Source organism: Phorcysia thermohydrogeniphila (assembly GCF_004339575.1).
Taxonomy (GTDB): Bacteria; Aquificota; Aquificia; order Desulfurobacteriales; family Desulfurobacteriaceae; genus Phorcysia; species Phorcysia thermohydrogeniphila.
In genome coordinates, this window is record NZ_SMFV01000004.1 from 104,826 (window position 1) to 126,202 (window position 21,377).

Sequence of the window (21,377 nt, forward strand, 5' to 3'; positions counted from 1 at the left end):
TTAAATTCCATTAGCTGTTAAAGCCTTTCTACATCTACAGCTTTTAGACCCTTATCGCTCTCCATAACGTTGAAGGAAACCCTTTCTCCTTCCTCAAGGGTCCTAAAGCCTGTTCCGGAAATACCGGTGTAGTGGACAAATACGTCCTGTCCGTTGTCGGCCGTAATAAAGCCGTAACCCTTCTTTGAGTCAAACCACTTCACTGTTCCTGTGAGCTTCTCCATGCGTCTTACCTCTCCAAAAGTTTCTTTAAAAATTAAAAAGCCCCAGAAGGCAGAAACGGCATGCCCTCTGGGGCTTTCTGCCTTCAACTATCTGCTACTACCCCAACTTATGCCCGCCGCTCCGTTTGTCAAGGCTTTCTTCTTATCATTTCTTCGTAAGAGAGAGACCGAAGTATTCTGAACAATTTGATAAAACTTTTAAAGTCTTTTAAAGTAACTATTCCATTCCAGCTGGTAGTCCAGCTGGGAGATTTCTGACTGAGCTTGATTTGGGTTGCTCCTGCCTCCTACGGTGGGACAGGAAAAATACACAAGGGGGATAACCCGTTGATTTCCTGTGTCTTCAACGAGGGACACAGAAAAGAGAACGGGACAGGCAAGTGTTCCCAGCACTTGCTTGGCTTAAGATAGGGGGATGGACACCTTACCAAAATGGGCGCGGGGATTAAAAGGAAGCGTTGGAGATCAAAAGATTACTTTGCTGAAAGATTCCCTAAGGAGTGAGAACAAATTCTATTTGTTCAGTTTGTGATTTCGCACTTTGATATGTTCAACTCTATATCTTGAATTGCTGTAGTCTCACTATTTTGGATCGCAGAGGTATTGAACTTGATTATGAATGTTTCTCCGTATTTATGTAAAATTCCATTTTCTTCCAAAGTTTTTGTAGTTTCGTCAGAGATTTCGATCTCAGGAATATAGTTAATTTGTGAGAGTGTTGTTATATTAAACAGCTTAAAGTTATAAGTGAATGCAATCTTGATGTCTTGTTCCTTTTCAAAACCAAAGTATTCAATATTGCATACGTAGCTACTTTCAGTTTTATTGCAGGGATGAAAGGAAGTATCACCTTGTTTTTTGTACCATACCTTCCCGGTTTCATTTTGCTGTCGGGTTTCTGGTACAGATACAGTTATTTGTTTTCTATAAATCCTTAAATTTTCAGGTAGTGTAGTAGTTGTCGTGCTATAGTTACTCTGCTCGTTATTCGCTGAGTAATTACTATCGCTATATCCATTTTCAGACGAAGTTAAAGTATCAGTAGAAATATTGTTACCTCCCCCGCCGCCACACGATAAGATAAATATTATGAAAAAAAATAGTAAGTTTAAGTTTCTTCTCAAGCTATCCTCCTATTCTATAGGCAGGATAGAAAGTAATCATATATATTTTATTACCCTTTTTATAAAGGGCAAACCCAGCCTTCTGGGCTTGAAAGTCAAAAACTTTTATCCCTTTATCAGTTTCTTTGAATAGTACGCTTTCAATAGGTTTATTCAGGTCTATTTCACCACCTATTCGTCCATCACCTAATCTTCCAATGATCTGTAATATTGAATCTTCAACTAACTTAATGAACTCTTTATTATCCTTTTTAAACACGGTATGTAAGGTAGTATATTCTACCTCTTCACCAATTTTTAAGATCTTAAAAAGATTCCTGTATATACTCTCTACCAATTTCTTTTTTGACTCTTCAAGCGATTCCTTAATCAAGTTTAAGGATTCTACGTTATGTAAGTGAGTATGAGAGATCTCTGAAGTTATCCTCAGTAAAACTGAGTACAACTTAGTGGGGTCATTTATTTTTTCTGAGATTTTTTTTACGTCCGGCGTTAAATAGATAAGTTCGTATCTACTTCTATTTACTTTAACCTCTTTAAAGTAGACCCTAAAAAAGTCAAAAGCATTATCTATGATCTCCTTCAAATCCTTGTCTGTTACATCATGAAGCTCTTTTCTTATATAATCCGCTTCTATGCTTGTGATATTTCTCCGTTTATACCCCGCAGATTCAAGACTTTCTATAAACTTATCAAATAACCTCAAGTTAACAAAAAGTCTGAATTCCCTGATTTCTCTTATTGAAAGCTTTGCAAGTAACTTTTCTAAGCTTTTTGTGGTAATTTCTCCAACAGATCTTGAAACTTTTCTATTCTTAGCTCTCTTGTATAAGTCAAAGTAGCAGAAACTTTTAAGATGTTCAGTAAGTGTATCGGCATTTTCTTCGCTAAGAGTAAGGCATAGCTCCTTCGCATTTATAGGATTTTCTTGAGCGCCTATGTAGTACTCTTGCAGTTTCCCATAAGAGTCGTACAAAAATTTGTACTCAATAGAGTAAGTGTATACATTTATTACATCTGTCTCGTAACCTCCTGAGGTTCTGTAGCTAATAATTACGTAAGGGTCTATGTACTTAAACGAAATTAATTTTTTCCCAGAATAGTATTCTTTTATGTATTCCGCTTCCTTACTCCAAGTAGCTTCTATACTTTCCTTAGGAAATGTCCCTGAATATTTAACTATTACCGGTAACTCACCATTCTGTACAAATAATGCTAAATAGCTAAGCTCTCTATCTTGCAATGAAAGCTTTCTTAAAAGTTCGTCAAAAGGATAGAATCCATTAAATGGGATGTATATACTCTCTATCCTGCATAGTTGTGTTCTATTACATAGTTCGTATGCCTTAATTGCTGAGAGGAAATTAGGTAATATTTCCTCTGACGCCAATTCAGAGTTTAGCAAACTATATTTCCTGTCTATTAGTTTAAATGGATCTGAAGTGTGTATTACACTTGAAAATCCATAAATAAGCTTAACAAGTGGTTTTTTTGATAGCAAAATGAAATATTTAATTTTGGAGCAAGAGCCAGAAATGTAACAGTACTTTTCCCTTTTCAAAGGAATTTCAATAACCGATAGCGGCAAGTTTAAGTCAATTCTCTCTATGTTAAACTGACAAACGGGAACATCCGATAAGGTTATTGAATCTGCAAGCAAAATCACATCATCTCTGTTTTCAGAAATTAAAGGAGAGAGACAGTTAGCTATATCAACAAGTATTTTCTGATTTATAGGATCATAAGTGATATGGTCCGCACATAGTGTAATCAATTGTTTTTCGGATAATAAAAGTATGTAAGGATAATTGTACTCTATATTTTCTGCTCTTTTCCCGACATACGCTAAGGCAGCTTCAGCGATATACTTGGCTGCGTTTGCCATTAGCCCTATTTCACATCCAGCTTTAGCCCCGACTAAGGCTCCAACTCCAAAACCCAAACTTCCGATAGACGCTCCGATAGAAGCTCCGGCTAAACACGACGCTATGTTAGATTTATAAAAATCTTCATAGTAGCGTAATATACAGATTTCTCCGTATTCGTTTATATAATTATTTATCTCGTGGAGATCGTGGATATCAGTGAACACAAATGGATCTGCTGCCGACACGAGTAAATCTTTGAAAGAGAAACTACTTAGACTACTTATAAAATTCTCAAGCTTTTCCTCAGGTGACAGATAGAAGCTGAATCTAAAGACCTCCAGCTCTTCTTCAGAATTTTCTACTAAAATAGAATACGTCCCGGCAGGCAGAGTTTTAGTAAGGCTGATTGTAATTTCACATCCATCCTTTCTTATTGTAAAACTCTTAGTTTCATCTTTGTAGTAATATTCAGGCTGAGCTAAGTCGTTTCCAGTTAGGATATCGTCACAATACTCGTCAGATTCCCAAATTTTGTAAATTTTTACATCTGTACTCTTACAAAATTTATTGCCTATTCTTAGTTTCAGCAAATAGTTATTACGGACTTCGTAGGGATAAACCACAACTGGAAGAGACTCTTGTTCAAGTTTAGAAAGTAATAGTCCATCTTCCAATGTAATTTCAAAACTTACTGCTGGTGGATAGTTTGAGTCTTTGATAGAGATTGTTCCCATAACTGTGTTGGAAGGTTTTTCAAAGGTATCATAAGCCGTAGCTGTCCATGTATATGTACCGGCTGAGTTATAGTTGCAAGTTAGTGAAACTTCTGCATAGCCTGTATTAATGTAAAAGGTTTTATGACTATCAGGTGTTCCGTCTCCGTCACAATCAAGAATCAATTTAGAGAGATTGTTATCCTCATCGGAAACGACAAAAGTGAATGTTACAGGTTTGCCTTTATAACCTTCGGATGGAGAAATTTTTGTTGTAAGAAAGGGAGGGTGGTTTGAATTTTCAACAGGGTAGTAACCAATTCCTGTAACTGGTATTTCAGCGGAGATAATGTTCTCGGTATCATCAATAGGATAGTATTCAATTTTTATATAATCCCTATATTCCTTTTCAGTGGTCGGTTCAAATCTTACAACCAAAGTACACTTACCTGATGGATCCAGAATTTTATTTATACAGTGATTTTCGTAGATATAAAAAGCAAGATTTTCGTTTTTAGTGTTTTTTATTACGATGCCTACGTTACCATTGTTTTCAATGGTTAGTTTCTTCTCCGAGAAGGAGTTAACTTCAGTATCTTCAAACGTAAGCTCATGTGGAATGACCTGAATAGAAGCAATACCTTTTCCCGTACCTTCAATGGGCACTCTTAGATCTTTATGGCCGTTATATTTGTCTTTGTATTCAACTACTAGGATGCTGTTGTATTGGACGGTTTCAAGCGGAGAAAAGCGAATTTTTAGTTGGCAAGACTCGCCACTTACAAGAGTTTTATTCTTACATCCATTCTCAGTGATAGAGAAAGCGTTTTCCGTATTATTTTCTATCTTAATAGCTTTTATAGAAGCAGAAATTTCCCCAGTGTTAGTGATTTCTATAGTAAGGTCACTGAAGCTATTTATTGATACATTTCCAAAGTCATACACTTCTTTGTCCGTTTTTAGTTTCGCATTAGGGGGGTTTTTAACAGTAATATCTATGCTTTTTCTTGCACCCAATACGTTCTTGCACCAAGAGTCTAATTTCTCATAATTAAGGCCTTTAAAATTTCCTTTTATAAATAGTGTAAGTGTATAGCTTCCACTTTTATTTATCCCTAAATCATTAGGATTAAGCTCTATTTTCTTCCCTTGAAGCAACTTTTCACATTTGTCAGTTGATAATTCATACGTCTCCTCGCCATCTATAATTATGAAACAACTGTATTTAAGCTCTGCATACTCATTCTCCTGCCGTCCTTTCACTTTTGCATATAGTTTTATGGAATCTCCGAGATATATTTCTTCGTCGTCTAACTCTAACTTTTCTATTTCGAGTTCTCTATTCTCTAGAGCCGGCAAATTATGGTCGCCAGCTACAGCAAGGAGTTTCCCTTCCTGACAATTTTCATCGTATAGGTAAGTACGAATGACTCCATAATCTTTCTGGTCTTCTTTGTTATAAATAAAGGAAATGTACCCACTGGTTTCCTCTTCGTGCAAAGTTATAGTTTCTACTTTTCCTACATCATCTATTTTTGCAAAAATGCAAACCTTCCCATCTATAGCTTTATCAGTTTTTATAGTGTATCTTAAATAATACGCTCTCCAATCTATCAAGCATGTAGCTTTTTCTTTACAATTTTGATCTAAACAGATGCTGCTTTCTATTGTAGATTGGAATGCTTTTGTTCTGATAGAGATGAATCCATTCACTGTGTCGGAAGGCTTTCCAAAGGTATCATAAGCCGTAGCCGTCCAGAGGTATGTACCATCTGAATCATAGTTACAGGTCAGAAAGACTTCTGCGTGACCTGTATTAGCACGGAAGGTCTTGCGATTATCAGCTGTTCCGTCTCCGTTGCAGTCAATGGCAACTTCTGAAAGGTTTTCGTCTTTGTCTGAAACGATAAAAGAGAAAATAACTGGTTCATTTGTATAGCCTTTAGATGGAGCAGTTTTAATTTGAATGGAAGGTGGGTGATTAGAGTATTCAAAATAACAATTATGCAGAACTGCTTGGTTATCAAGTGTACATATAATGATTTGGCAAGAACCTGTATCGTTTTCTTTGTTAATAAAATCCTCCTTGAGTTCTATTTCTTTTTCTTCGTTTTTTGTAAGAGATATCTTTTTTTGTTTCCCAAAGTCACACTCATCCTTCCAGAATGATTCATCGCTGCATTGATAAAATATGTTAAATGTAGCGTCTCCTCCATAAGTAGGATTTGTTGTGGTGTTTTGAATTTTTATATGAATGGTATTTGGAGTTATGTATATCTCATCTTCTAATATTTTAGCTCCCCATCCGTTGCTTGTATAGGGAGTTGAGCACTCCTTATAAATAATAGATGCTTTTGTACTGATAGGAATTGAGAGTATTACAACACTTATAATTAAGATTAGCAAATGCACCATGATACTACCCTTGGTGCTTACCGTAATGCTTGGAAACAGATTCTTTCTTCTGCTAAAGGACTCCTCCCCGACAATGTTCCTCAAAATTAACTTATTCCTAATAAATCCCTCTGTCAAGCTCTTTCCCTTATCATCTCCCCGTAATCGTCGTGATTACCTATCCAAACTCAGATGAAGGTATCACCGTCTTTCACCGCAAGAACTCTGTAAGAATCATCTATCCTCATCGACTAAAACTTTCCTACTTTTTTAAAATGTAAAGACGGGTGCCGTGGCTCTTGCTTTAGTAAAGCAAACTGTTTTCTGGCTTTTTCTTTTACATGTTCAGGAAGTTTTTCAAAACACTTCCAAAACCTTGCGGTGGCCACATGCTTCATAATCAGAATATGTCCCTCAAACTTCCGTCCTTCTTTTCTCTTAGAGCTTCTTCAATCAGAAAGTCAAGGACTCCTTCCTGAGAGTCCTTTTCTATTTCCCTATCCCACCTCTTCCAGTAGAGCTCCGTAATCCAGTTTTTTAGTTCTGCAAATTCTTCGGGTGGGAGCTCTTCAACGGCCTTTTTGATTTCTTCCAAAGTCCTCATACAAGGCCTCACAAAAAAATAAATGGTCGGGGCGACCCGATTTGAACGGGCGACCTCTGGCCCCCCATGCCAGCGCGCTACCAGGCTACGCCACGCCCCGACGCATACCAAATATAGGAGTAAAAAAATAATTTTCAACTACTCAATCGTCATTATGGCTTCATCCGGGTTAACGTTGTCCCCTACTTTAACGTAAATGGCCTTAACCGTTCCGCTAATTGGCGCGTGAAGCTCGTTCTGCATCTTCATCGCTTCAACTATCGCAACAACGTCCCCTTCGTTTACCTTGTCTCCCTCTTTAACCTTTATCTCAACTACCTTAGCAGGCATTGGAGAGGTAACGTCTCCCTCTTTTGTTGCCCTCGGACGCTTGGAAGAGCTTGTGAGCTCTCCCTTAATCTCAACCTCTTCGCCGGTTGGAACGACTTCAACGAGAGGCTCAACAACTACTTCCTCAAGTCTTCCGTCAATCTTAATGAAGTAAGGTTTCTTTCCGTCCTTCTTATGTCCAACACCTGCAACTTTAACGTGGTAGCTCTCACCGTGAACGTTGATAATGAACTCTGTAGGAGCAAGGGGTTGAGGGCATCTCTTTTCTTCCTCTTCAACTCCAAAGAACTCCTCGTCTGTAAGTGGAGGAATCTCTCCTTTCTCTACCTTCTCCCTCCACTCAAAGAACTCCCTCGCAACTTTGGGGAAGAGACAGTAAGAGAGAACGTCCTCCTCGCTCCTTGCAAGATCCTTTATCTCTTCCCTGCGCTTGTCAAGCTCAGGCTCTAAGAGGTCTGCAGGACGGCAGGTGATTGGCTCTTCGTCTCCGAGAACCTTCTTGATAATCTCCTCCTTAATTGGAGCTGGCGGTCTTCCGTAGAGTCCCTTAACGTAGTTCTTCGTCTCCTGAGTAATCATCTTGTAGCGCTCACCGGCCAAGACGTTGAGGACGGCCTGAGTTCCAACTATCTGGCTCGTTGGAGTAACGAGGGGAGGATATCCGAGGTCTTCCCTAACTCTTGGAACTTCCTCAAGGACTTCCTCCAGCTTGTCAAGAGCTCCCTGCTCCTTTAGCTGGTTTATGAGGTTAGAAATCATTCCTCCCGGTATCTGGTGCTCAAGGACTGCAGCGTCAACACCTTTAAAGTCTATGTCAAACTTCTTGTACTTCTTCCTAACCTCCTTAAAGTGCTGTGCCATCTTCCTTAAAGCCTTCCTGTCAAGGTTCGCCTCAAATCCAAACTCAGCAAAAGCATAGAGCATCGTCTCAACGGCAGGGTGAGAAGTATCAGAAGCCATTGGAGAAATGGCAACGTCAAATATGTCAGCTCCAGCTTCAGCAGCCTTTAGCTGAGCCATCTCTGCAAGACCACTTGTGCAGTGGGTATGGATGTGAACGGGAAGTCCAACTTCCTCTTTAATCGCCTTGACGAGAGAGTATGCCCTTTCTGGGGAGAGGAGTCCAGCCATGTCCTTAATGGCTATGATGTCAGCTCCCATCTCCTTAAACTCAAGGGCAAGCTCTATGTAGAGGTCCTCTGTGTGAACGGGACTTATTGTGTAGGAGAGAGCTCCCTCTACAATCTTTCCCATCTCCTTTGCAGTTTCTACTGCAACCTCAACGTTCCTCAGGTCGTTGAGAGCGTCAAACACCCTGAAAACGTCTATTCCGTTCTCTGCTGCCTTCCTGACAAAGGCCTTAACGACGTCGTCTGGGTAGTGCCTGTAACCTACTAAGTTCTGTCCCCTAAGGAGCATCTGAAGGCGGGAGTTTGGCATGAGCTTCCTTAAAGTTCTTAACCTTTCCCAAGGGTCTTCCTTTAAGAACCTTAGGCAGACGTCAAAGGTTGCACCTCCCCAGCACTCAACGGACCAGAAACCTGCCTTGTCAATAACTGGAGCTATATCAACCATGTCCTTTGTTCTCATCCTCGTAGCAAAGAGGGACTGGTGGGCATCCCTTAGTGTTACGTCCGTAAACTGTATCTTCCTGCCCATCTATCTTTCCTCCCTTTATTTTTTAAAGCCCGTGGTGGGCGGCTATCGCCGCAGAAAGGGCAAGGGCTATTACCTCTGGGTCTGGCTCTTTGATGAAAGTAAAGTCCTTTATCTTCCTGTCTATGAAGGAAGTGTCAAACTGTCCCTTTACGAACTCGGGGTCGTTAAGGATTTTCTTGAAGAAGGGAATCGTTGTTGGAACGCCTCGGATTAAGAACTCGCCGAGAGCTCTCCTTGAACGCCTTATAACCTCGTCCCAGCTCCTTCCCCAAACAATGAGCTTTGCAACCATGGAGTCGTAGTATGGAGGAATCGTGTAACCTTTATAGACGACGCCGTCAATCCTTACGCCAATACCTCCCGGAGAGTAGTAGGCAGTTATCGTTCCGGGAACTGGAGCAAAGTCCTTAGTTGGGTCCTCTGCGTTTATCCTGAACTGCATGGCAAAGCCGTGTATCTGAACGCTCCTCTGGGAGAAGGAAAGCCCCATACCCGCTGCTATCCTTATTTGCTCCTGAACAATGTCTATGCCGGTAATTTCCTCCGTAATAGTGTGCTCAACCTGAAGCCTTGGGTTTACTTCCATAAAGTAGAAGTTGCCGTACTTATCCATTAAGAATTCCCAAGTTCCGGCTCCGTAGTAACCTATCGCCTTTGCTGCCTCAACGCAGATTCTACCGAGTTTTTCCCTCTGCCTGCGCGTTAAAACGGGAGAAGGTGCAATCTCCAGAACTTTCTGGTGCCTCCTCTGGAGTGAACAGTCCCTCTCTCCTAAGTGAACAACGTTTCCGTGCTTATCTGCAAGTATCTGAATTTCTATGTGACGGGGATTCTCAATGTACTTTTCTATAAAAACTTCTCCCTTACCGAAAGCTGCCTCAGCTTCCTTTACAGCGATGTTAAACAGGGTCTCAAGCTCCTTTTCACTCCTTGCAACCCTCAGTCCCCTTCCTCCACCACCGTGGGCAGCCTTTATCATTACAGGGTAGCCTATCTTCTCGGCTATTTTCTTAGCCTCCTTAAGGCTCTCTATAGGCTCTTCGCTTCCCTCGGCTACAGGAACGCCAAGCTCCCTCATAAGCTTTTTAGCCTCAATTTTCGAGCCGAAAACTCTTAGGTGCTCAGCAGAAGGTCCGATGAACTCTATTCCTTGCTTCCTTGCGTACTCGGCAAAATCTGCCCTTTCTGACAGGAAACCGTAACCGGGGTGAATGGCGTCAGCGCCGGCCCTCTTTGCTATATCAACTATCCTGAAGTAGTTGAGGTAGGCCTTTATAGGGTCACCGTGAATCAGGTAGGCCTCGTCGGCCTTCTTAACGTGGAGTGAGTTAACGTCTGCCTCTGAGTATATGGCAACGGTTTTGATTCCAAGCTCTTTACACGCCCTTATTACCCTCGTTGCAACCTCACCCCTGTTGGCTATTAAAACCTTTTTAAACATTAAAGCAAACCTCCAAGCATTCTGAGAATCATGTTTGTTATGACGCCTGCTAAGGCATCATCAATTGTTATTCCCCAGCCGCCGGGGAATCTTTCAAACCATGGAATAGGCGGGGGTTTCATTATATCAATAATCCTAAATAAAAGCAGGCCTAAGAAAACAAGCTTTAAATTTCCTTGAGCAGAAAGTCCTAAAAGGGCAAGTTCCATTCCCAGTATCTCGTCAATAACCACACAGTCAGGGTCCTTACTTCCTAACTCCTTTGAAAGGAAGTCCGCTGATACCACGCTCAAAACAAACGTTACAGCTATAACGCCGAGCTGAAACCATAAACTTTCAGGCCAGAAGAAGAAAAGGAGTACAGCAGCAAGTATTGAACCCCAAGTGCCCGGCATTTTTGGCAGTTTGCCACTATAAAACCCAGTAGCTATGAATTCTAAGAGCTTTCTCATAAATTTTCCCCTTGACGTTAGTGACTCCTGAATTTTACCAAGAGGGAAAAATGACGTTATTTGAAGAGTTCTACAAGAGCAAGGAATTCAACTGGAAACCGGGACTTGAAAGGATAGAGAAAGCAGTAAAGGAGAGCAATTTTAAAATTTTCCCCTCCATAATCGTTGCCGGAACTAACGGGAAAGGTTCAACGTCCCACATGATAGCTGAAATTCTCAGGCAAAATGGTTTAAAAGTAGGCCTTTTCACCTCCCCCCACCTTTTAAGGTTTAACGAACGAATAAAAGTTGACATGAAGGAAGTTGATACAGAAACCCTTGATAGCTCTTTTAAGGAAATTATCCCGCTCGTTGAAGAATATCAACTAACGTACTTTGAGGCCTCCTTTCTCCTCTCCCTTAAGGTCTTTCACGATGCAAAAGTAGACGCAGCAGTCTTTGAAGTAGGACTTGGAGGAAGACTTGACGCTACCAACGCCCTTTTCCACGAGCTTGCCGTTATAACACGGGTAGGCCTTGACCATACGGACTACTTAGGAAACACGCTCGCAGAGATAGCAAGGGAAAAGGTTGCCGTTATAAAGGGGGGAATTCCAGCTGTTATATCTGATAACCCTCCCGTAGTTAGAGAGCTTGCAGAGGAGAGAACAAAGGAACTTTTTGCCTACGGAATAGACTTTAAGGCAGAAGAAATAAAGGTCTCTCCATCTGGCACTCAGTTTCTCTACAATGGAAAGGTTATAAGAACTTCCCTAATCGGAAAACATCAGGCCGTTAACTGCGCTACCGCTCTAACTGCCACTAAACTCTTTATTGAAAGGAACTTTAAAAAAGAATTCCTCCTACCCGAAACTGTAAACGTTCGTCTCCCCGGAAGGCTTGAAGTTATAAGAAATTCTCCCCTCATTATCTTTGACGTCGCCCACAACGTGAACGCCCTTACAGAGCTCTTTAAAACCTTAAATACTCTCGGCATCAGGGCAGACGTTGTCTTTTCAAGCCTTAAAGACAAAAATGTAGAAGAAAACCTAAGGGTAGTTGCAGACTACCTAAGAACTTCTGGTGGAGAGCTCTACCTGATTGAGATTAAAAACGAAAGGGGCACTCCCCTAAGGGAGCTCCTTACAGCTTCCCAAAAACTCGGAATAAAGGCAAAGGTATTAGAGAAAATCTACCCAGAAGACTTTAAGAAAGATACAGTAATAACTGGCTCATTCTACATAGCGGAGTTAATAGATGGTTACCGTGGAGTTTAGCTGGAAGAGGGAAACACCCGAAGACTTCATCGTAAAAGAGGTTGCAGAGTACCCCTTAATCCCAAAAGGCGAGCACTACCTTTACATCCTTGTAAAGAGAAACCTTACAACGAAGGAACTTGCGAGAGCTCTCGGCTTTTCCTACGCTGGAATGAAGGACAAGCTTGCCCTCACCTCTCAGTTCGTTTCCTTTGACAGGTTCTTGGGAGAGCTTGAAAAGGGCAAAGTTGACGATGAATCTTGGTACATACTGAAGTTCATAGGAAGAACCCAGAGGAAGCTAAAAATCGGACAGCTCAAAGGGAACAGGTTTGCCGTAAACCTGAGAAACTTTGAAAGGGAAGAAAGGGACTGGTTTATAAACTACTACGACGTCCAGAGAGTAAAGAACAACAGCCAAAGGGGGAAGGAACTCCTTAAGAAACTCTTTGAAAAACCAAAAAGGAAGTTAAAGTGGAGCGAAAACTTCTACATTGACGCGTACCTTTCCTACCTTTGGAACAAAAGCCTTGAAAAATTCTTAATGGAAAGAACAAAGGGACACTTCATCTGCGAGAAGGAAGAGCTCTTCTTCATTCCAGAGAAAGGTTTTAACTACACCACATTACCTAAGTTCTGGACGATTCTTGGCTACAAGAAAAAACTCCTTGACTCAGAAAGCTACTACAGGGAAGTACTTAAAGAAGAGGGTTTTGAGTTTGAGGAGTTTTTGGAGCTCCTAAGGAAGCTCAGGATAAAGGGCGATTACAGAATGACTTACGTGAAAGTAAAGGAACTAAAGGAGATAGGCAGTTACCTTTTCTTTTTCCTCCCTAAGGGGAGTTATGCTACTATGTTTTTAAAACACGTTCAGAGGGTTTAATCTGATGGAAAAACTAAAAAGTTTCCTTTCACCCTGTAAACTCTGTCCACGAAACTGTAAAGTCCTGAGAGACAGGGGAGAAACGGGCTTCTGTGGGGTTACAGATAAGCCTATGGTCTCTTCCTTTGGCCCTCACTTTGGAGAAGAGCCCGTCCTTGTAGGTTACGGCGGAAGTGGAACGATATTCTTTACAGGGTGCAACTTGGGGTGCGTCTTCTGCCAGAACTACGACATCTCCCACGAGCTTAAAGGAGAGTACATTACCGTATCCCAGCTTGCCGAAATAATGCTCTACCTTCAGGAAAGGGGCTGTCACAACATTAACCTCGTTACTCCAACTCACCAAGTCCCCCAAATTTTTGAGGCCGTAGAGGAAGCAAAGAGGAGAGGACTAAAGCTTCCAATAGTTTACAACTGTGGAGGTTACGAGAGCGTAGAAGTCTTAAAAGAACTTGAAGGACTCGTTGACATCTACATGCCCGACGTAAAAACCTTCAGTAGAGAGTTTGCCACCAAATACCTTAAAGCTCCCGACTACCCAGAAGTCGTAAAAGAAGCCGTAACTGAGATGCACAGACAGGTAGGCCACCTTGAAATTAACGAGTTCGGGATAGCTGTTAAAGGCCTAATGGTTCGCCACCTTGTTATGCCCGGCTGGACGGAGGACAGCAAGGAGATTTTAAGCTGGATAACAGAAAACCTTGGAAGAGAAACCTACGTAAACGTGATGGATCAGTACTTTCCCTACTACAAGGCCTGTGATTACGAGGAGCTCTGCCGCAGGATAACCAAAGAGGAGTTTGAGGAGGTCTATAACTTCGCAAAGAGTTTAGGTCTTAGACTCGCCGTTTAACTTAGCTCATTTACTTCACTCCCCCGTTTTCGCAAGAAATAAACTCTAAAAGGTACTGTTCCGTAGCCTCCACAAAACTAACTAAGCATTCAAACAAGTTCTTTAGCCTTTTTAATCCTAGCCTTTCCTTAAAACTAACCTGATGAACAAACCTATGTCTAAGGTTCAAAAGCTCTTCTAGCTTCTTCCTCCAATCAGGACACTTTTCATTCAAAACAAAGCTTTTTCCTTCCTCATCTTCAACTTTGACTTTCCCCACTTTATCTAAAAACTTTTCTCCAGTTAAAGCAGAAAAAACTTCTTCTATATGAGCTATATTTTGAAACGAATAAGTAGCAACAATAAGTTCCCCCAAAGAAACCTTACGTTTGTTAAACATCTTACAAGCATCTAAAAGATTAAGTTTTATATCTCTCAGTTTTTGTAACTTCTTTACCTTTTCATAAAACCATTCTTCATTGCTATACAACAAAATTACTATCATGTCTTTTAAAAAGACCTCCAGAGCGGTAACACAATTAATCACAAAATTCTTTCTTGCTTCTATTTTCAGTTCCTTAGGAACATTAGAATCCTCAATCGTACCTAAGAGGAGCAGGGCTCTCCGACTTTTCTCATAAAAGACATCTATAGGTATATCACAATATCCGTCATATCTTTTCGCTATCATTTTTTTTTATTTCTTCCGCTTTTTCTACTAAATCCCTTACCTTCATATTGAAACCTCCTTATTCTGCTTGCTCCTTCTTTACACCTTTTCAAGACAACAGAAAGAAACCACAAACTTTTCAGCATCTTCCTTAGTCTTAATTACACCAACCGCTTGGAGCTCCAGCATTTTTTCCTTTATCCTGCCGATACATTCGTTTGGCCTGTCAAAACCCTTTATATCCATTATCTCTTTACCGGAAAGTAAAGGTTTAAGGTTCTCCATTCTCTCTTCATAAAAAGAAAGAAGCTCGTGAATAAATGAAACAAACTCTCCTACTTTCTCAGACATTTCACAAGAAGTAGCCATCCAGTCGGCAACAGAGTGAAGAAGAGTATGGAATGCATACCTTTTAGTATCGCGGAAGAACCTGTAAATAGCCCTCTCCGTTAACCTACCCTCTTTATAGAGCTCGTAGAGGAAGAAGGGACGAAGGTGGTTGCGAACGATGAGAGCTCCCATCCTGCTGGCCTTCCTCCCAAGTCCAAGCCTTAAAAAAGCGTCTGCCGTAATTTCTGCCCCAACCTTATCGTGGCCGTAAAAGGTGAGTTTTCCGTCCTTTTCCTCCATAGTCAGAGGTTTTGCAACGTCGTGATAGAGGGCAACAAACTTTAAACAGTCGGCATCTGTAAAACGGGAGAAAAACTCCTCACTACCTATCTTTTCCGCATATTTCCCGAGTATCTCCTCCCTCTTTGGCAGACAGTAGGTTTCAAGAAACTTAACGGTTAAAAAGGTATGTTCTTTAAGGTTGTACTGGTGAAGTCCCGAAGGGGGAACTGTTTTTAGCTCCTCAAGCTCCCTAAAAATTGGAATAAGAGCTCCCAAAGAGTCAAAGTCATTAAGGGCTTCATAGAACCTGTCCGTTTTAAGAATTTTTAGGAGCTCCTCCTTTACCCTCTCAACAGGCACTTCAGAGAGTTTATGAGCTACTTCCTGAGCGTAGCTGATAAAGGAGTCGTGGTATGAAAAGTCAAGCTGAAGCTTGAACCTAACGCCCCTTACTACCCTTACAGGGTCTTCTCTAAGAGCTCCCCCCGTAACCGGCCTGATGATTCCCTTCTGTAAATCCTCAAGTCCACCAAAGGGGTCTATTAAAATGGCGTCGTCGTTAAATGGCAAGAAGAGCTCCGAAATATCAACGGCAATGGCGTTTATCGTAAAGTCCCTCTTTGATAGGTCTTCCTCAATACTTTTGCCTTCAACGCTCGTTATGTCAAAGCGATAATCCTCTCCAACGTAACAAACAACCCTCTTTTCCTTTTCAAAGGAAAAGGGTTTCTTACCAAGGGTTTTAGTAACGCACCTTTCAACCTCCTCTAACCTGTCAAAGGTAACAATATCTATATCTGTAAAGTCCTTCCTGACACCAAGTATCCTGTCCCTTACAAACCCTCCCACCAAATAGGCCCTGTTAAAACAGTCCCAAATTCTCTCCAGCTTGGGGTGATAGAAAGTTAGTTTGTGGATTCTCTTTTCCATACCTTCTCCCGAACTTAAATTCTCTCCTCAAGGAGGCCAAGATGTCAGAAATCGTCCTTAAAGCCGTTAACCTCAGGAAAGTATACGAAACAGAAAACGATAGAGTAGAAGCCCTTAAGGGGATTAACCTATCACTTAAAAGGGGAGAGTTTTCTCTCCTCATGGGAGCTTCAGGCTCAGGGAAGTCAACCCTCCTTCACATACTTGGAACTCTTGACAGACCAACCGGTGGAAAGGTTTTCTACAAGGACTTAGACCTCTTCTCACTACCGGAAAAGGAGTTAGCCTTTTTTAGGAACAAAAAAGTTGGATTCGTATTCCAGTTTCACTACCTTATAAATGAACTGTCTCTGGTTGAGAACGTGATGATTCCAATGCTCTTAGCCGGAGCTCCCAAAAGAAAGGCCAAGGAAAGGGCAGAGTACCTGTTGCAGACTATAGGACTTGGACATAGATTATCTCACAGACCATTTGAGATTTCTGGTGGAGAAAAACAGAGAGTAGCTATTGCACGGGCCCTCGCTAACGACCCTGAGATTGTCCTTGCCGATGAGCCAACCGGCAACCTTGACACCGAAACTGCCAAGTCCGTCCTCACCCTCATGAAAGAGCTGAACCGGAAGTTCGGGACTACCTTCCTCATAGCCACCCACAACAGGGAGCTGGAAAAGTTTGCCGATAACGTATACTTTATAAAGGATGGCGTCTTAATAGCTTAAACCCTATCAAAGGAGCGTATATGTTTGAAAGGTTCACCACGAAAGCAAGGCAAATCATCATCAAAGCCAAGGAGCAGGCCGTTGCCTTAAGGTGCGAAAAGCTCGGAACTGAACACATCCTCCTTACACTCCTAAAGGAGGATGAGATAACGAATCAGATTCTTGCCAAGTACAACATATCAAAGGCAAGAATTCAGGAGATTATCATATCTCAGGTTCAGCCGGTCTCCTTTGACGTTGACGTAAACACAATCACCTTCTCAACAGAAGCAAGGAGAGTCCTTGAGCATGCCCTTGAAGAGTCAAAAATCTTAGGACACGCCTACGTAGGCCCCGAACACCTTTTCATCGCCCTTGCAAAGGAAAGGCTTGGACTTGCAGGTAGGATTTTAAGGAGCTACGGACTTGACCACTACACCTTAAGAAGAGAGGTCTCTAACCTCCTTAAAGGAATCGCCAGAGAGAAAAAAGCTACAAGGCGCTCTTCCACTCCAAACCTTGATAAGTTCGGAAGGGACTTAACTAAGCTTGCCGAAGAAGGAAAGCTTGACCCGGTGATTGGAAGGGACAGGGAAATTGAAAGGGTAACCCACATCCTTGCAAGGAGGCGCAAGAACAACCCTGTTCTCATAGGAGACCCCGGAGTTGGAAAGACTGCCATAGTAGAGGGACTTGCCCTAAGGATTGCAAAGGGTGAAGTGCCTGAAAAGCTCAAGAACAAGAGAATCGTCTCCCTTGACATGGCCTCCCTCATTGCCGGCACAAAGTACAGGGGTCAGTTTGAGGAAAGACTAAAGGCTATCGTCAGGGAGCTTGAGAACAACAAGGACGTAATCCTCTTTATTGACGAAATCCACACCCTTGTGGGTGCTGGAGCTGCCGAAGGTTCTATGGACGCTTCTAACATACTCAAGCCTTCTCTTTCCCGCGGTGAAATTCAGGTCATCGGTGCAACAACCATTGACGAGTACAGGAAGTACATAGAGAAGGACGGAGCTCTTGAACGCCGATTCCAGCCCGTTCTCGTAGAAGAGCCTTCTGTAGAGGACACAATTGAGATACTCAAAGGTTTAAGGCCAAAGTTTGAGGAGTTCCACAACGTCAAGATAACAGACGGAGCTATTGAGAGAGCCGTAAAGCTGGCCGTTCGCTACATAAACGACAGGAAACTCCCCGACAAGGCCATTGACATCATTGATGAGGCAGGAGCAAAAGCTCAGCTTCAGGCAAGCAAGAAAGACTCACGGATAGAGAGCTTAGAGAAAGAGATTGAGAAGGTTCGTTCCCTCAAGGAAGAAGCCCTCGCAATGGCAGAGTACGAGAAGGCCCACTACTACAAACAGCAGGAGCTCTCCCTCTTAGCAGAACTTGAAGAGCTCAAGAGAGAGCAGAAGCTCAAGCAGAAGGAAGAGAAGATAGTCATAGATGAGGCCAAAGTTGAGGAGATAGTCGCCCTCTGGACTGGTATCCCTGTCCAGCAGTTACAGGAGAAAGAGGCAGAGAAGCTCCTGAAACTTGAAAGCGAGCTCCACAAGAGAATCGTAGGTCAGGAAGAGGCCGTAAAGGCCGTCGCTAAGGCCATTAAGCGTTCAAGGCTTGGAATCAGGAGCAACACCAACAGGCCTATAGGCTGCTTCCTCTTCTTAGGTCCAACTGGCGTTGGTAAGACTGAGCTTGCCAAAGCCCTCGCAGAGGTTCTCTTTGGCGACGAGAAGGCAATGATAAGGCTTGACATGTCTGAGTACATGGAGAAGCACACAGTTTCAAGGCTAATCGGTGCTCCTCCCGGATACGTCGGCTACGAAGAAGGTGGTCAGCTTACAGAGGCTGTAAGGCGTAAACCTTACACGGTTATCCTCCTTGACGAGATTGAGAAGGCTCACCCGGACGTCCTTAACATCCTCCTTCAAATAATGGAGGACGGAAGGCTCACAGACGGACTTGGAAGAACAGTCTCATTCACAAACACCATACTGATTATGACGTCAAACCTTGGAGCTAAGCACCTCATTTCCTCACAGAAAGGTTTAGGATTTGAAGTGGCAGACGGAAAAGAGGAAGAACGCTCATTTGAGAGGATGAAGTCCTTTGTCCTTGAGGAGGTCAAGAAACACTTTAAGCCTGAGTTCTTAAACAGGCTTGACGGAATAATCGTCTTCCACCCACTTACCCGTGAGGACGTTAAGGAAATCGTCCGCAAGCAGGTTGAAAAGCTCAACGAGGAGCTCAAGGAGCGCAACCTTAAAGTTCACGTTACAAACAGGTTCATTGAGTACGTCGTTGACAAGGAGTTTAAGAAAGAGTACGGTGCAAGGACTATCCGCAGAGCTCTCCAGACCCTCATTGAGGACAGGCTCACAGACGAGATTCTCATGGGAAGGTTTACAGAGGGTGGAGAGGTCGTCTTTGACGTTACTCCAAAGGGTAGAATCTCCGTAAGGGAGAAAAAACCAAGGAAGAAAAAGGAAACTACCGGAGTGTAAGTAATGAGGCGCTTTAAGGTTGACAAGGTAAAAAACGGCGAGGCCTTCCTGAGAGGACAGGAGGCCCGCCACGCCTTAAAAGTCTTAAGGCTTAAAAAAGGGGACGAGATAATCATCTTTGACGGGGAAGGAAAGGAGTACTTGGCCGAAATTACTGCAGCTTCACCAACGTCTGTGAAGCTCAAAGTCCTTGAAGAGATAAACATAAACAGGGACAGCCCCTTAAAGTCCATTCTCTACATGGGTATAACAAACAAGCTCCAGAAGTTTGAGCTGGCAATCCAGAAGTCAACGGAGCTCGGAGTTACCGAAATCGTTCCCGTAATCTGTCAACGCTCATCAAACGCCCACAACATAAAGAACTGGGAAGGAAAGTTAAGACGCTGGAACGAGATAGTTATAAACGCAGCAAAACAGTGCGGTAGGAACATCCTTCCCGTAATTCACGAACCTGTAAGGCTTCCGGAGATTGAGAACAACACGGAGCTCTCCTTCGTTCTCTGGGAAAAAGGTGGAAAGTCTTTTAAAGATTACGAGTCCTACAACGCTAGCTCCGTCTCTTTCTTAGTCGGTCCAGAAGGAGGTTTAGACAAAACGGAAATTGAAATCCTTAAAGAGAAAGGCTTTAAACCCATATACCTTGGAAAACGAATCTTAAGGGCAGAGACAGCAGCGATAGCTGGTATGAGCCTCGTCCAGTACATATGGGGAGACTTGGGATAGTCCCTTGCAAACCCTAATAGAGGTGATAGGAGCATGGAAGTTCTCCTTGAAAGGAGCTACAAGGGGGTAACCATAAAGGTAATCCACGGCGATATAACGGACGAGGACACAGAGGCCATAGTAAACGCTGCAAACAGCTCTCTAAAACACGGCGGGGGAGTTGCAGGTGCAATTGTAAGGAAGGGAGGAACGGTTATACAGGAAGAGAGCGACAAAATAGGCTACGTTCCCGTAGGGAAGGCAGTTTACACCTCTGCAGGAAACCTAAAAGCAAAGTACGTAATTCACACGGTAGGCCCTGTCTGGGGAGAGGGGAACGAGGAGGAGAAACTGAGGAGCGCAATCCGTTCAGCCCTTGAGGTGGCAGAAGAGTTAAAGGTAAAGTCTGTCGCCCTGCCGGCAGTTAGCACAGGAATATTCGGATATCCCAAGGAGTCTGGCGTTAAGGTAATCACAGATGAAGTCCTAAAATATATAGACAATAACCCAGAAACCTGTTTAAAAGAAATCCACTTTACAAACATAGATAAGCTAACCTCAGAGCTCTTTTACGGGGAGCTCCTTCGCAGGCTGAGGTAAGAAGTTCTATGCTAAAGGAGCTCAAAACTGCCGACGGCTCTATTACCTTCTTTTCTGAGAAGTTCAACGAAGCCTACCACTCGGTTACTGCCGGAGCTTTCAGAGAATCAGTAGAAAAGTTCTGCATCCCCTGTAAGGTAGAGGAAAAAGTAAGAAAAAAGGGAGAGCTTAATCTCTTTGACGTCTGCTTTGGCCTTGGTTACAACACCGTCGCCTTCTTAGACACAGTATTTAAGGCCAACCCAAAAGCTAAGGTTTCAGTAGTCGGCTTTGAGATGAACCTCTCTGTAATAGGGAGCTCCCTTAAAGTAAACTGGAAGGAGTATGAAATCTGGAAGCCAATTATAAGAACAGCTTTAAAAAACAAGGGGTGTGAAAAAGGATTTCTAAGTCTAAACTACGTAGACGAGAGAATTAGACTGAAAATCTTTATAGGAGAAGGAAGGGCTATTCTCAAAGCGTTTGGAGAAAGGTTTTATGGGTTTGCAGATGCAATTTTTCACGACCCTTTCTCCCCAAAAGTAAATCCGGAGCTCTGGACGCTTGAGTTCTTTTCTATCCTGAGAAGGATTATCAAGGATGATGGAATACTTGCAACCTACTCTGCAGCCTCACCTGTGAGGAGAGCTCTCCTAATGGCCGGTTTTGGAGTAAAAGAAGGTATAGCCCTCGGGCGAAAGTCAAAGTCCACCGTAGCCTCCCCTTCCTTTAAAACGGAAGAAAAGCTCCTCAAAAAGTTCAAAATCTCAACCAAAGCTATCCCATTCAGGGATTTAACCTTAAGTGACCCTCCAGAACTAATAAGAAAAAGACAACAGGCCTGCGTAAAAATCCTTGAAAGGACTTTAGCCCTAACTCCAATCTACTGAGAAAGGACTTAAATTAAAGAGTAGAGACCAAGA

General features: G+C 42.6%; 17 protein-coding genes and 1 tRNA gene. 8 read left to right on the plus strand and 10 right to left on the minus strand.

Annotated features, from left to right (window positions below):
- Positions 1 to 17: 17 nt before the first annotated feature.
- From CLV27_RS06165 to CLV27_RS06205, 8 genes are all read right to left on the minus strand, one after another.
- Positions 18 to 224, minus strand: a complete 207-nt coding sequence (locus CLV27_RS06165; RefSeq protein WP_132526908.1) for a cold-shock protein — start codon at positions 222 to 224, stop codon at positions 18 to 20.
- A gap of 521 nt (positions 225 to 745) precedes the next feature.
- Positions 746 to 1,348 (minus strand): hypothetical protein, encoded by a 603-nt coding sequence (locus CLV27_RS06170; protein WP_132526910.1) that lies wholly within the window; start codon positions 1,346 to 1,348, stop codon positions 746 to 748.
- Between the two features lies 1 nt (position 1,349).
- Positions 1,350 to 6,428, minus strand: coding sequence for a choice-of-anchor D domain-containing protein (locus CLV27_RS06175; RefSeq protein ID WP_165863699.1), 5,079 nt, complete (start codon positions 6,426 to 6,428; stop codon positions 1,350 to 1,352).
- Between the two features lie 295 nt (positions 6,429 to 6,723).
- Positions 6,724 to 6,927, minus strand: a complete 204-nt coding sequence (locus CLV27_RS06185) for a hypothetical protein (protein ID WP_132526914.1) — start codon at positions 6,925 to 6,927, stop codon at positions 6,724 to 6,726.
- Positions 6,928 to 6,950: 23 nt separating this feature from the next.
- A tRNA-Pro gene (locus CLV27_RS06190) sits at positions 6,951 to 7,027 on the minus strand.
- A 38-nt stretch (positions 7,028 to 7,065) separates the two neighbouring features.
- Positions 7,066 to 8,916 (minus strand): sodium-extruding oxaloacetate decarboxylase subunit alpha, encoded by a 1,851-nt coding sequence (gene oadA / locus CLV27_RS06195; protein ID WP_132526916.1) that lies wholly within the window; start codon positions 8,914 to 8,916, stop codon positions 7,066 to 7,068.
- 22 nt (positions 8,917 to 8,938) lie between these two features.
- Positions 8,939 to 10,357, minus strand: a complete 1,419-nt coding sequence (gene accC / locus CLV27_RS06200; RefSeq protein ID WP_132526918.1) for an acetyl-CoA carboxylase biotin carboxylase subunit — start codon at positions 10,355 to 10,357, stop codon at positions 8,939 to 8,941.
- Complete coding sequence (locus CLV27_RS06205) at positions 10,357 to 10,809, minus strand: phosphatidylglycerophosphatase A family protein (protein WP_132526920.1); 453 nt, start codon at positions 10,807 to 10,809, stop codon at positions 10,357 to 10,359. The genes accC and CLV27_RS06205 overlap by 1 nt, the downstream gene beginning before the upstream one ends.
- Before the next feature lie 50 nt (positions 10,810 to 10,859).
- Between CLV27_RS06205 and CLV27_RS06210 the strand changes: the two genes are divergently transcribed.
- From CLV27_RS06210 to CLV27_RS06220, 3 genes are read left to right on the plus strand one after another with little or no spacing between them, the layout of a single operon-like run.
- Positions 10,860 to 12,065: a bifunctional folylpolyglutamate synthase/dihydrofolate synthase gene (locus CLV27_RS06210; RefSeq protein ID WP_132526922.1), complete on the plus strand. Its 1,206-nt coding sequence runs from the start codon at positions 10,860 to 10,862 to the stop codon at positions 12,063 to 12,065.
- Entirely contained in the window at positions 12,046 to 12,927 is an 882-nt protein-coding gene (gene truD, locus CLV27_RS06215) for a tRNA pseudouridine(13) synthase TruD (protein WP_132526924.1), read from the plus strand. Before CLV27_RS06210 ends, truD begins: the two co-directional genes overlap by 20 nt.
- Before the next feature lie 4 nt (positions 12,928 to 12,931).
- Positions 12,932 to 13,780: a radical SAM protein gene (locus CLV27_RS06220; protein ID WP_132526926.1), complete on the plus strand. Its 849-nt coding sequence runs from the start codon at positions 12,932 to 12,934 to the stop codon at positions 13,778 to 13,780.
- Between the two features lie 10 nt (positions 13,781 to 13,790).
- Here the strand turns inward: CLV27_RS06220 and CLV27_RS06225 are convergent, their stop codons facing one another.
- Together CLV27_RS06225 and CLV27_RS06230 are read right to left on the minus strand one after the other, a co-directional pair.
- On the minus strand, positions 13,791 to 14,450 hold the full coding sequence (locus CLV27_RS06225; RefSeq protein ID WP_132526928.1) for a HEPN domain-containing protein: 660 nt from the start codon (positions 14,448 to 14,450) through the stop codon (positions 13,791 to 13,793).
- A 78-nt stretch (positions 14,451 to 14,528) separates the two neighbouring features.
- Entirely contained in the window at positions 14,529 to 15,971 is a 1,443-nt protein-coding gene (locus CLV27_RS06230; protein WP_132526930.1) for an HD domain-containing protein, read from the minus strand.
- A 41-nt stretch (positions 15,972 to 16,012) separates the two neighbouring features.
- On the opposite strand from CLV27_RS06230, the gene CLV27_RS06235 reads away from it, so the two are divergent.
- Genes CLV27_RS06235 through CLV27_RS06255 form a run of 5 tightly spaced genes read left to right on the plus strand, consistent with a single transcriptional unit; the run spans position 16,013 to position 21,344 of the window.
- Positions 16,013 to 16,690 carry an ABC transporter ATP-binding protein gene (locus CLV27_RS06235; protein WP_132526932.1) on the plus strand — a complete coding sequence of 226 codons (678 nt, stop codon included), beginning with the start codon at positions 16,013 to 16,015 and terminating at the stop codon, positions 16,688 to 16,690.
- Between the two features lie 20 nt (positions 16,691 to 16,710).
- On the plus strand, positions 16,711 to 19,173 hold the full coding sequence (locus CLV27_RS06240; protein ID WP_132526934.1) for an ATP-dependent Clp protease ATP-binding subunit: 2,463 nt from the start codon (positions 16,711 to 16,713) through the stop codon (positions 19,171 to 19,173).
- A 3-nt stretch (positions 19,174 to 19,176) separates the two neighbouring features.
- The gene (locus CLV27_RS06245) at positions 19,177 to 19,896 is read left to right on the plus strand and encodes a 16S rRNA (uracil(1498)-N(3))-methyltransferase (protein WP_132526936.1); all 720 of its coding nucleotides are present in this window, start codon (positions 19,177 to 19,179) and stop codon (positions 19,894 to 19,896) included.
- A gap of 33 nt (positions 19,897 to 19,929) precedes the next feature.
- A complete protein-coding gene (locus tag CLV27_RS06250; protein WP_132526938.1) occupies positions 19,930 to 20,475 on the plus strand; it encodes a macro domain-containing protein in 546 nt (181 codons plus the stop codon).
- 8 nt (positions 20,476 to 20,483) lie between these two features.
- A complete protein-coding gene (locus CLV27_RS06255) occupies positions 20,484 to 21,344 on the plus strand; it encodes a tRNA (5-methylaminomethyl-2-thiouridine)(34)-methyltransferase MnmD (RefSeq protein WP_132526940.1) in 861 nt (286 codons plus the stop codon).
- Positions 21,345 to 21,377 lie beyond the last annotated feature (33 nt).

Coding starts and splice junctions, on each gene's coding strand:
- CLV27_RS06205 (WP_132526920.1), bottom strand. CDS start 10,809: ATGAGAAAGCTCTTAGAATTCATAGCTACTGGGTTTTATAGTGGCAAA.
- CLV27_RS06165 (WP_132526908.1), bottom strand. CDS start 224: ATGGAGAAGCTCACAGGAACAGTGAAGTGGTTTGACTCAAAGAAGGGT.
- CLV27_RS06250 (WP_132526938.1), top strand. CDS start 19,930: ATGGAAGTTCTCCTTGAAAGGAGCTACAAGGGGGTAACCATAAAGGTA.
- CLV27_RS06220 (WP_132526926.1), top strand. CDS start 12,932: ATGGAAAAACTAAAAAGTTTCCTTTCACCCTGTAAACTCTGTCCACGA.
- CLV27_RS06245 (WP_132526936.1), top strand. CDS start 19,177: ATGAGGCGCTTTAAGGTTGACAAGGTAAAAAACGGCGAGGCCTTCCTG.
- oadA (WP_132526916.1), bottom strand. CDS start 8,916: ATGGGCAGGAAGATACAGTTTACGGACGTAACACTAAGGGATGCCCAC.
- CLV27_RS06225 (WP_132526928.1), bottom strand. CDS start 14,450: ATGATAGCGAAAAGATATGACGGATATTGTGATATACCTATAGATGTC.
- CLV27_RS06185 (WP_132526914.1), bottom strand. CDS start 6,927: ATGAGGACTTTGGAAGAAATCAAAAAGGCCGTTGAAGAGCTCCCACCC.
- CLV27_RS06230 (WP_132526930.1), bottom strand. CDS start 15,971: ATGGAAAAGAGAATCCACAAACTAACTTTCTATCACCCCAAGCTGGAG.
- truD (WP_132526924.1), top strand. CDS start 12,046: ATGGTTACCGTGGAGTTTAGCTGGAAGAGGGAAACACCCGAAGACTTC.
- accC (WP_132526918.1), bottom strand. CDS start 10,357: ATGTTTAAAAAGGTTTTAATAGCCAACAGGGGTGAGGTTGCAACGAGG.
- CLV27_RS06240 (WP_132526934.1), top strand. CDS start 16,711: ATGTTTGAAAGGTTCACCACGAAAGCAAGGCAAATCATCATCAAAGCC.
- CLV27_RS06235 (WP_132526932.1), top strand. CDS start 16,013: ATGTCAGAAATCGTCCTTAAAGCCGTTAACCTCAGGAAAGTATACGAA.
- CLV27_RS06255 (WP_132526940.1), top strand. CDS start 20,484: ATGCTAAAGGAGCTCAAAACTGCCGACGGCTCTATTACCTTCTTTTCT.
- CLV27_RS06210 (WP_132526922.1), top strand. CDS start 10,860: ATGACGTTATTTGAAGAGTTCTACAAGAGCAAGGAATTCAACTGGAAA.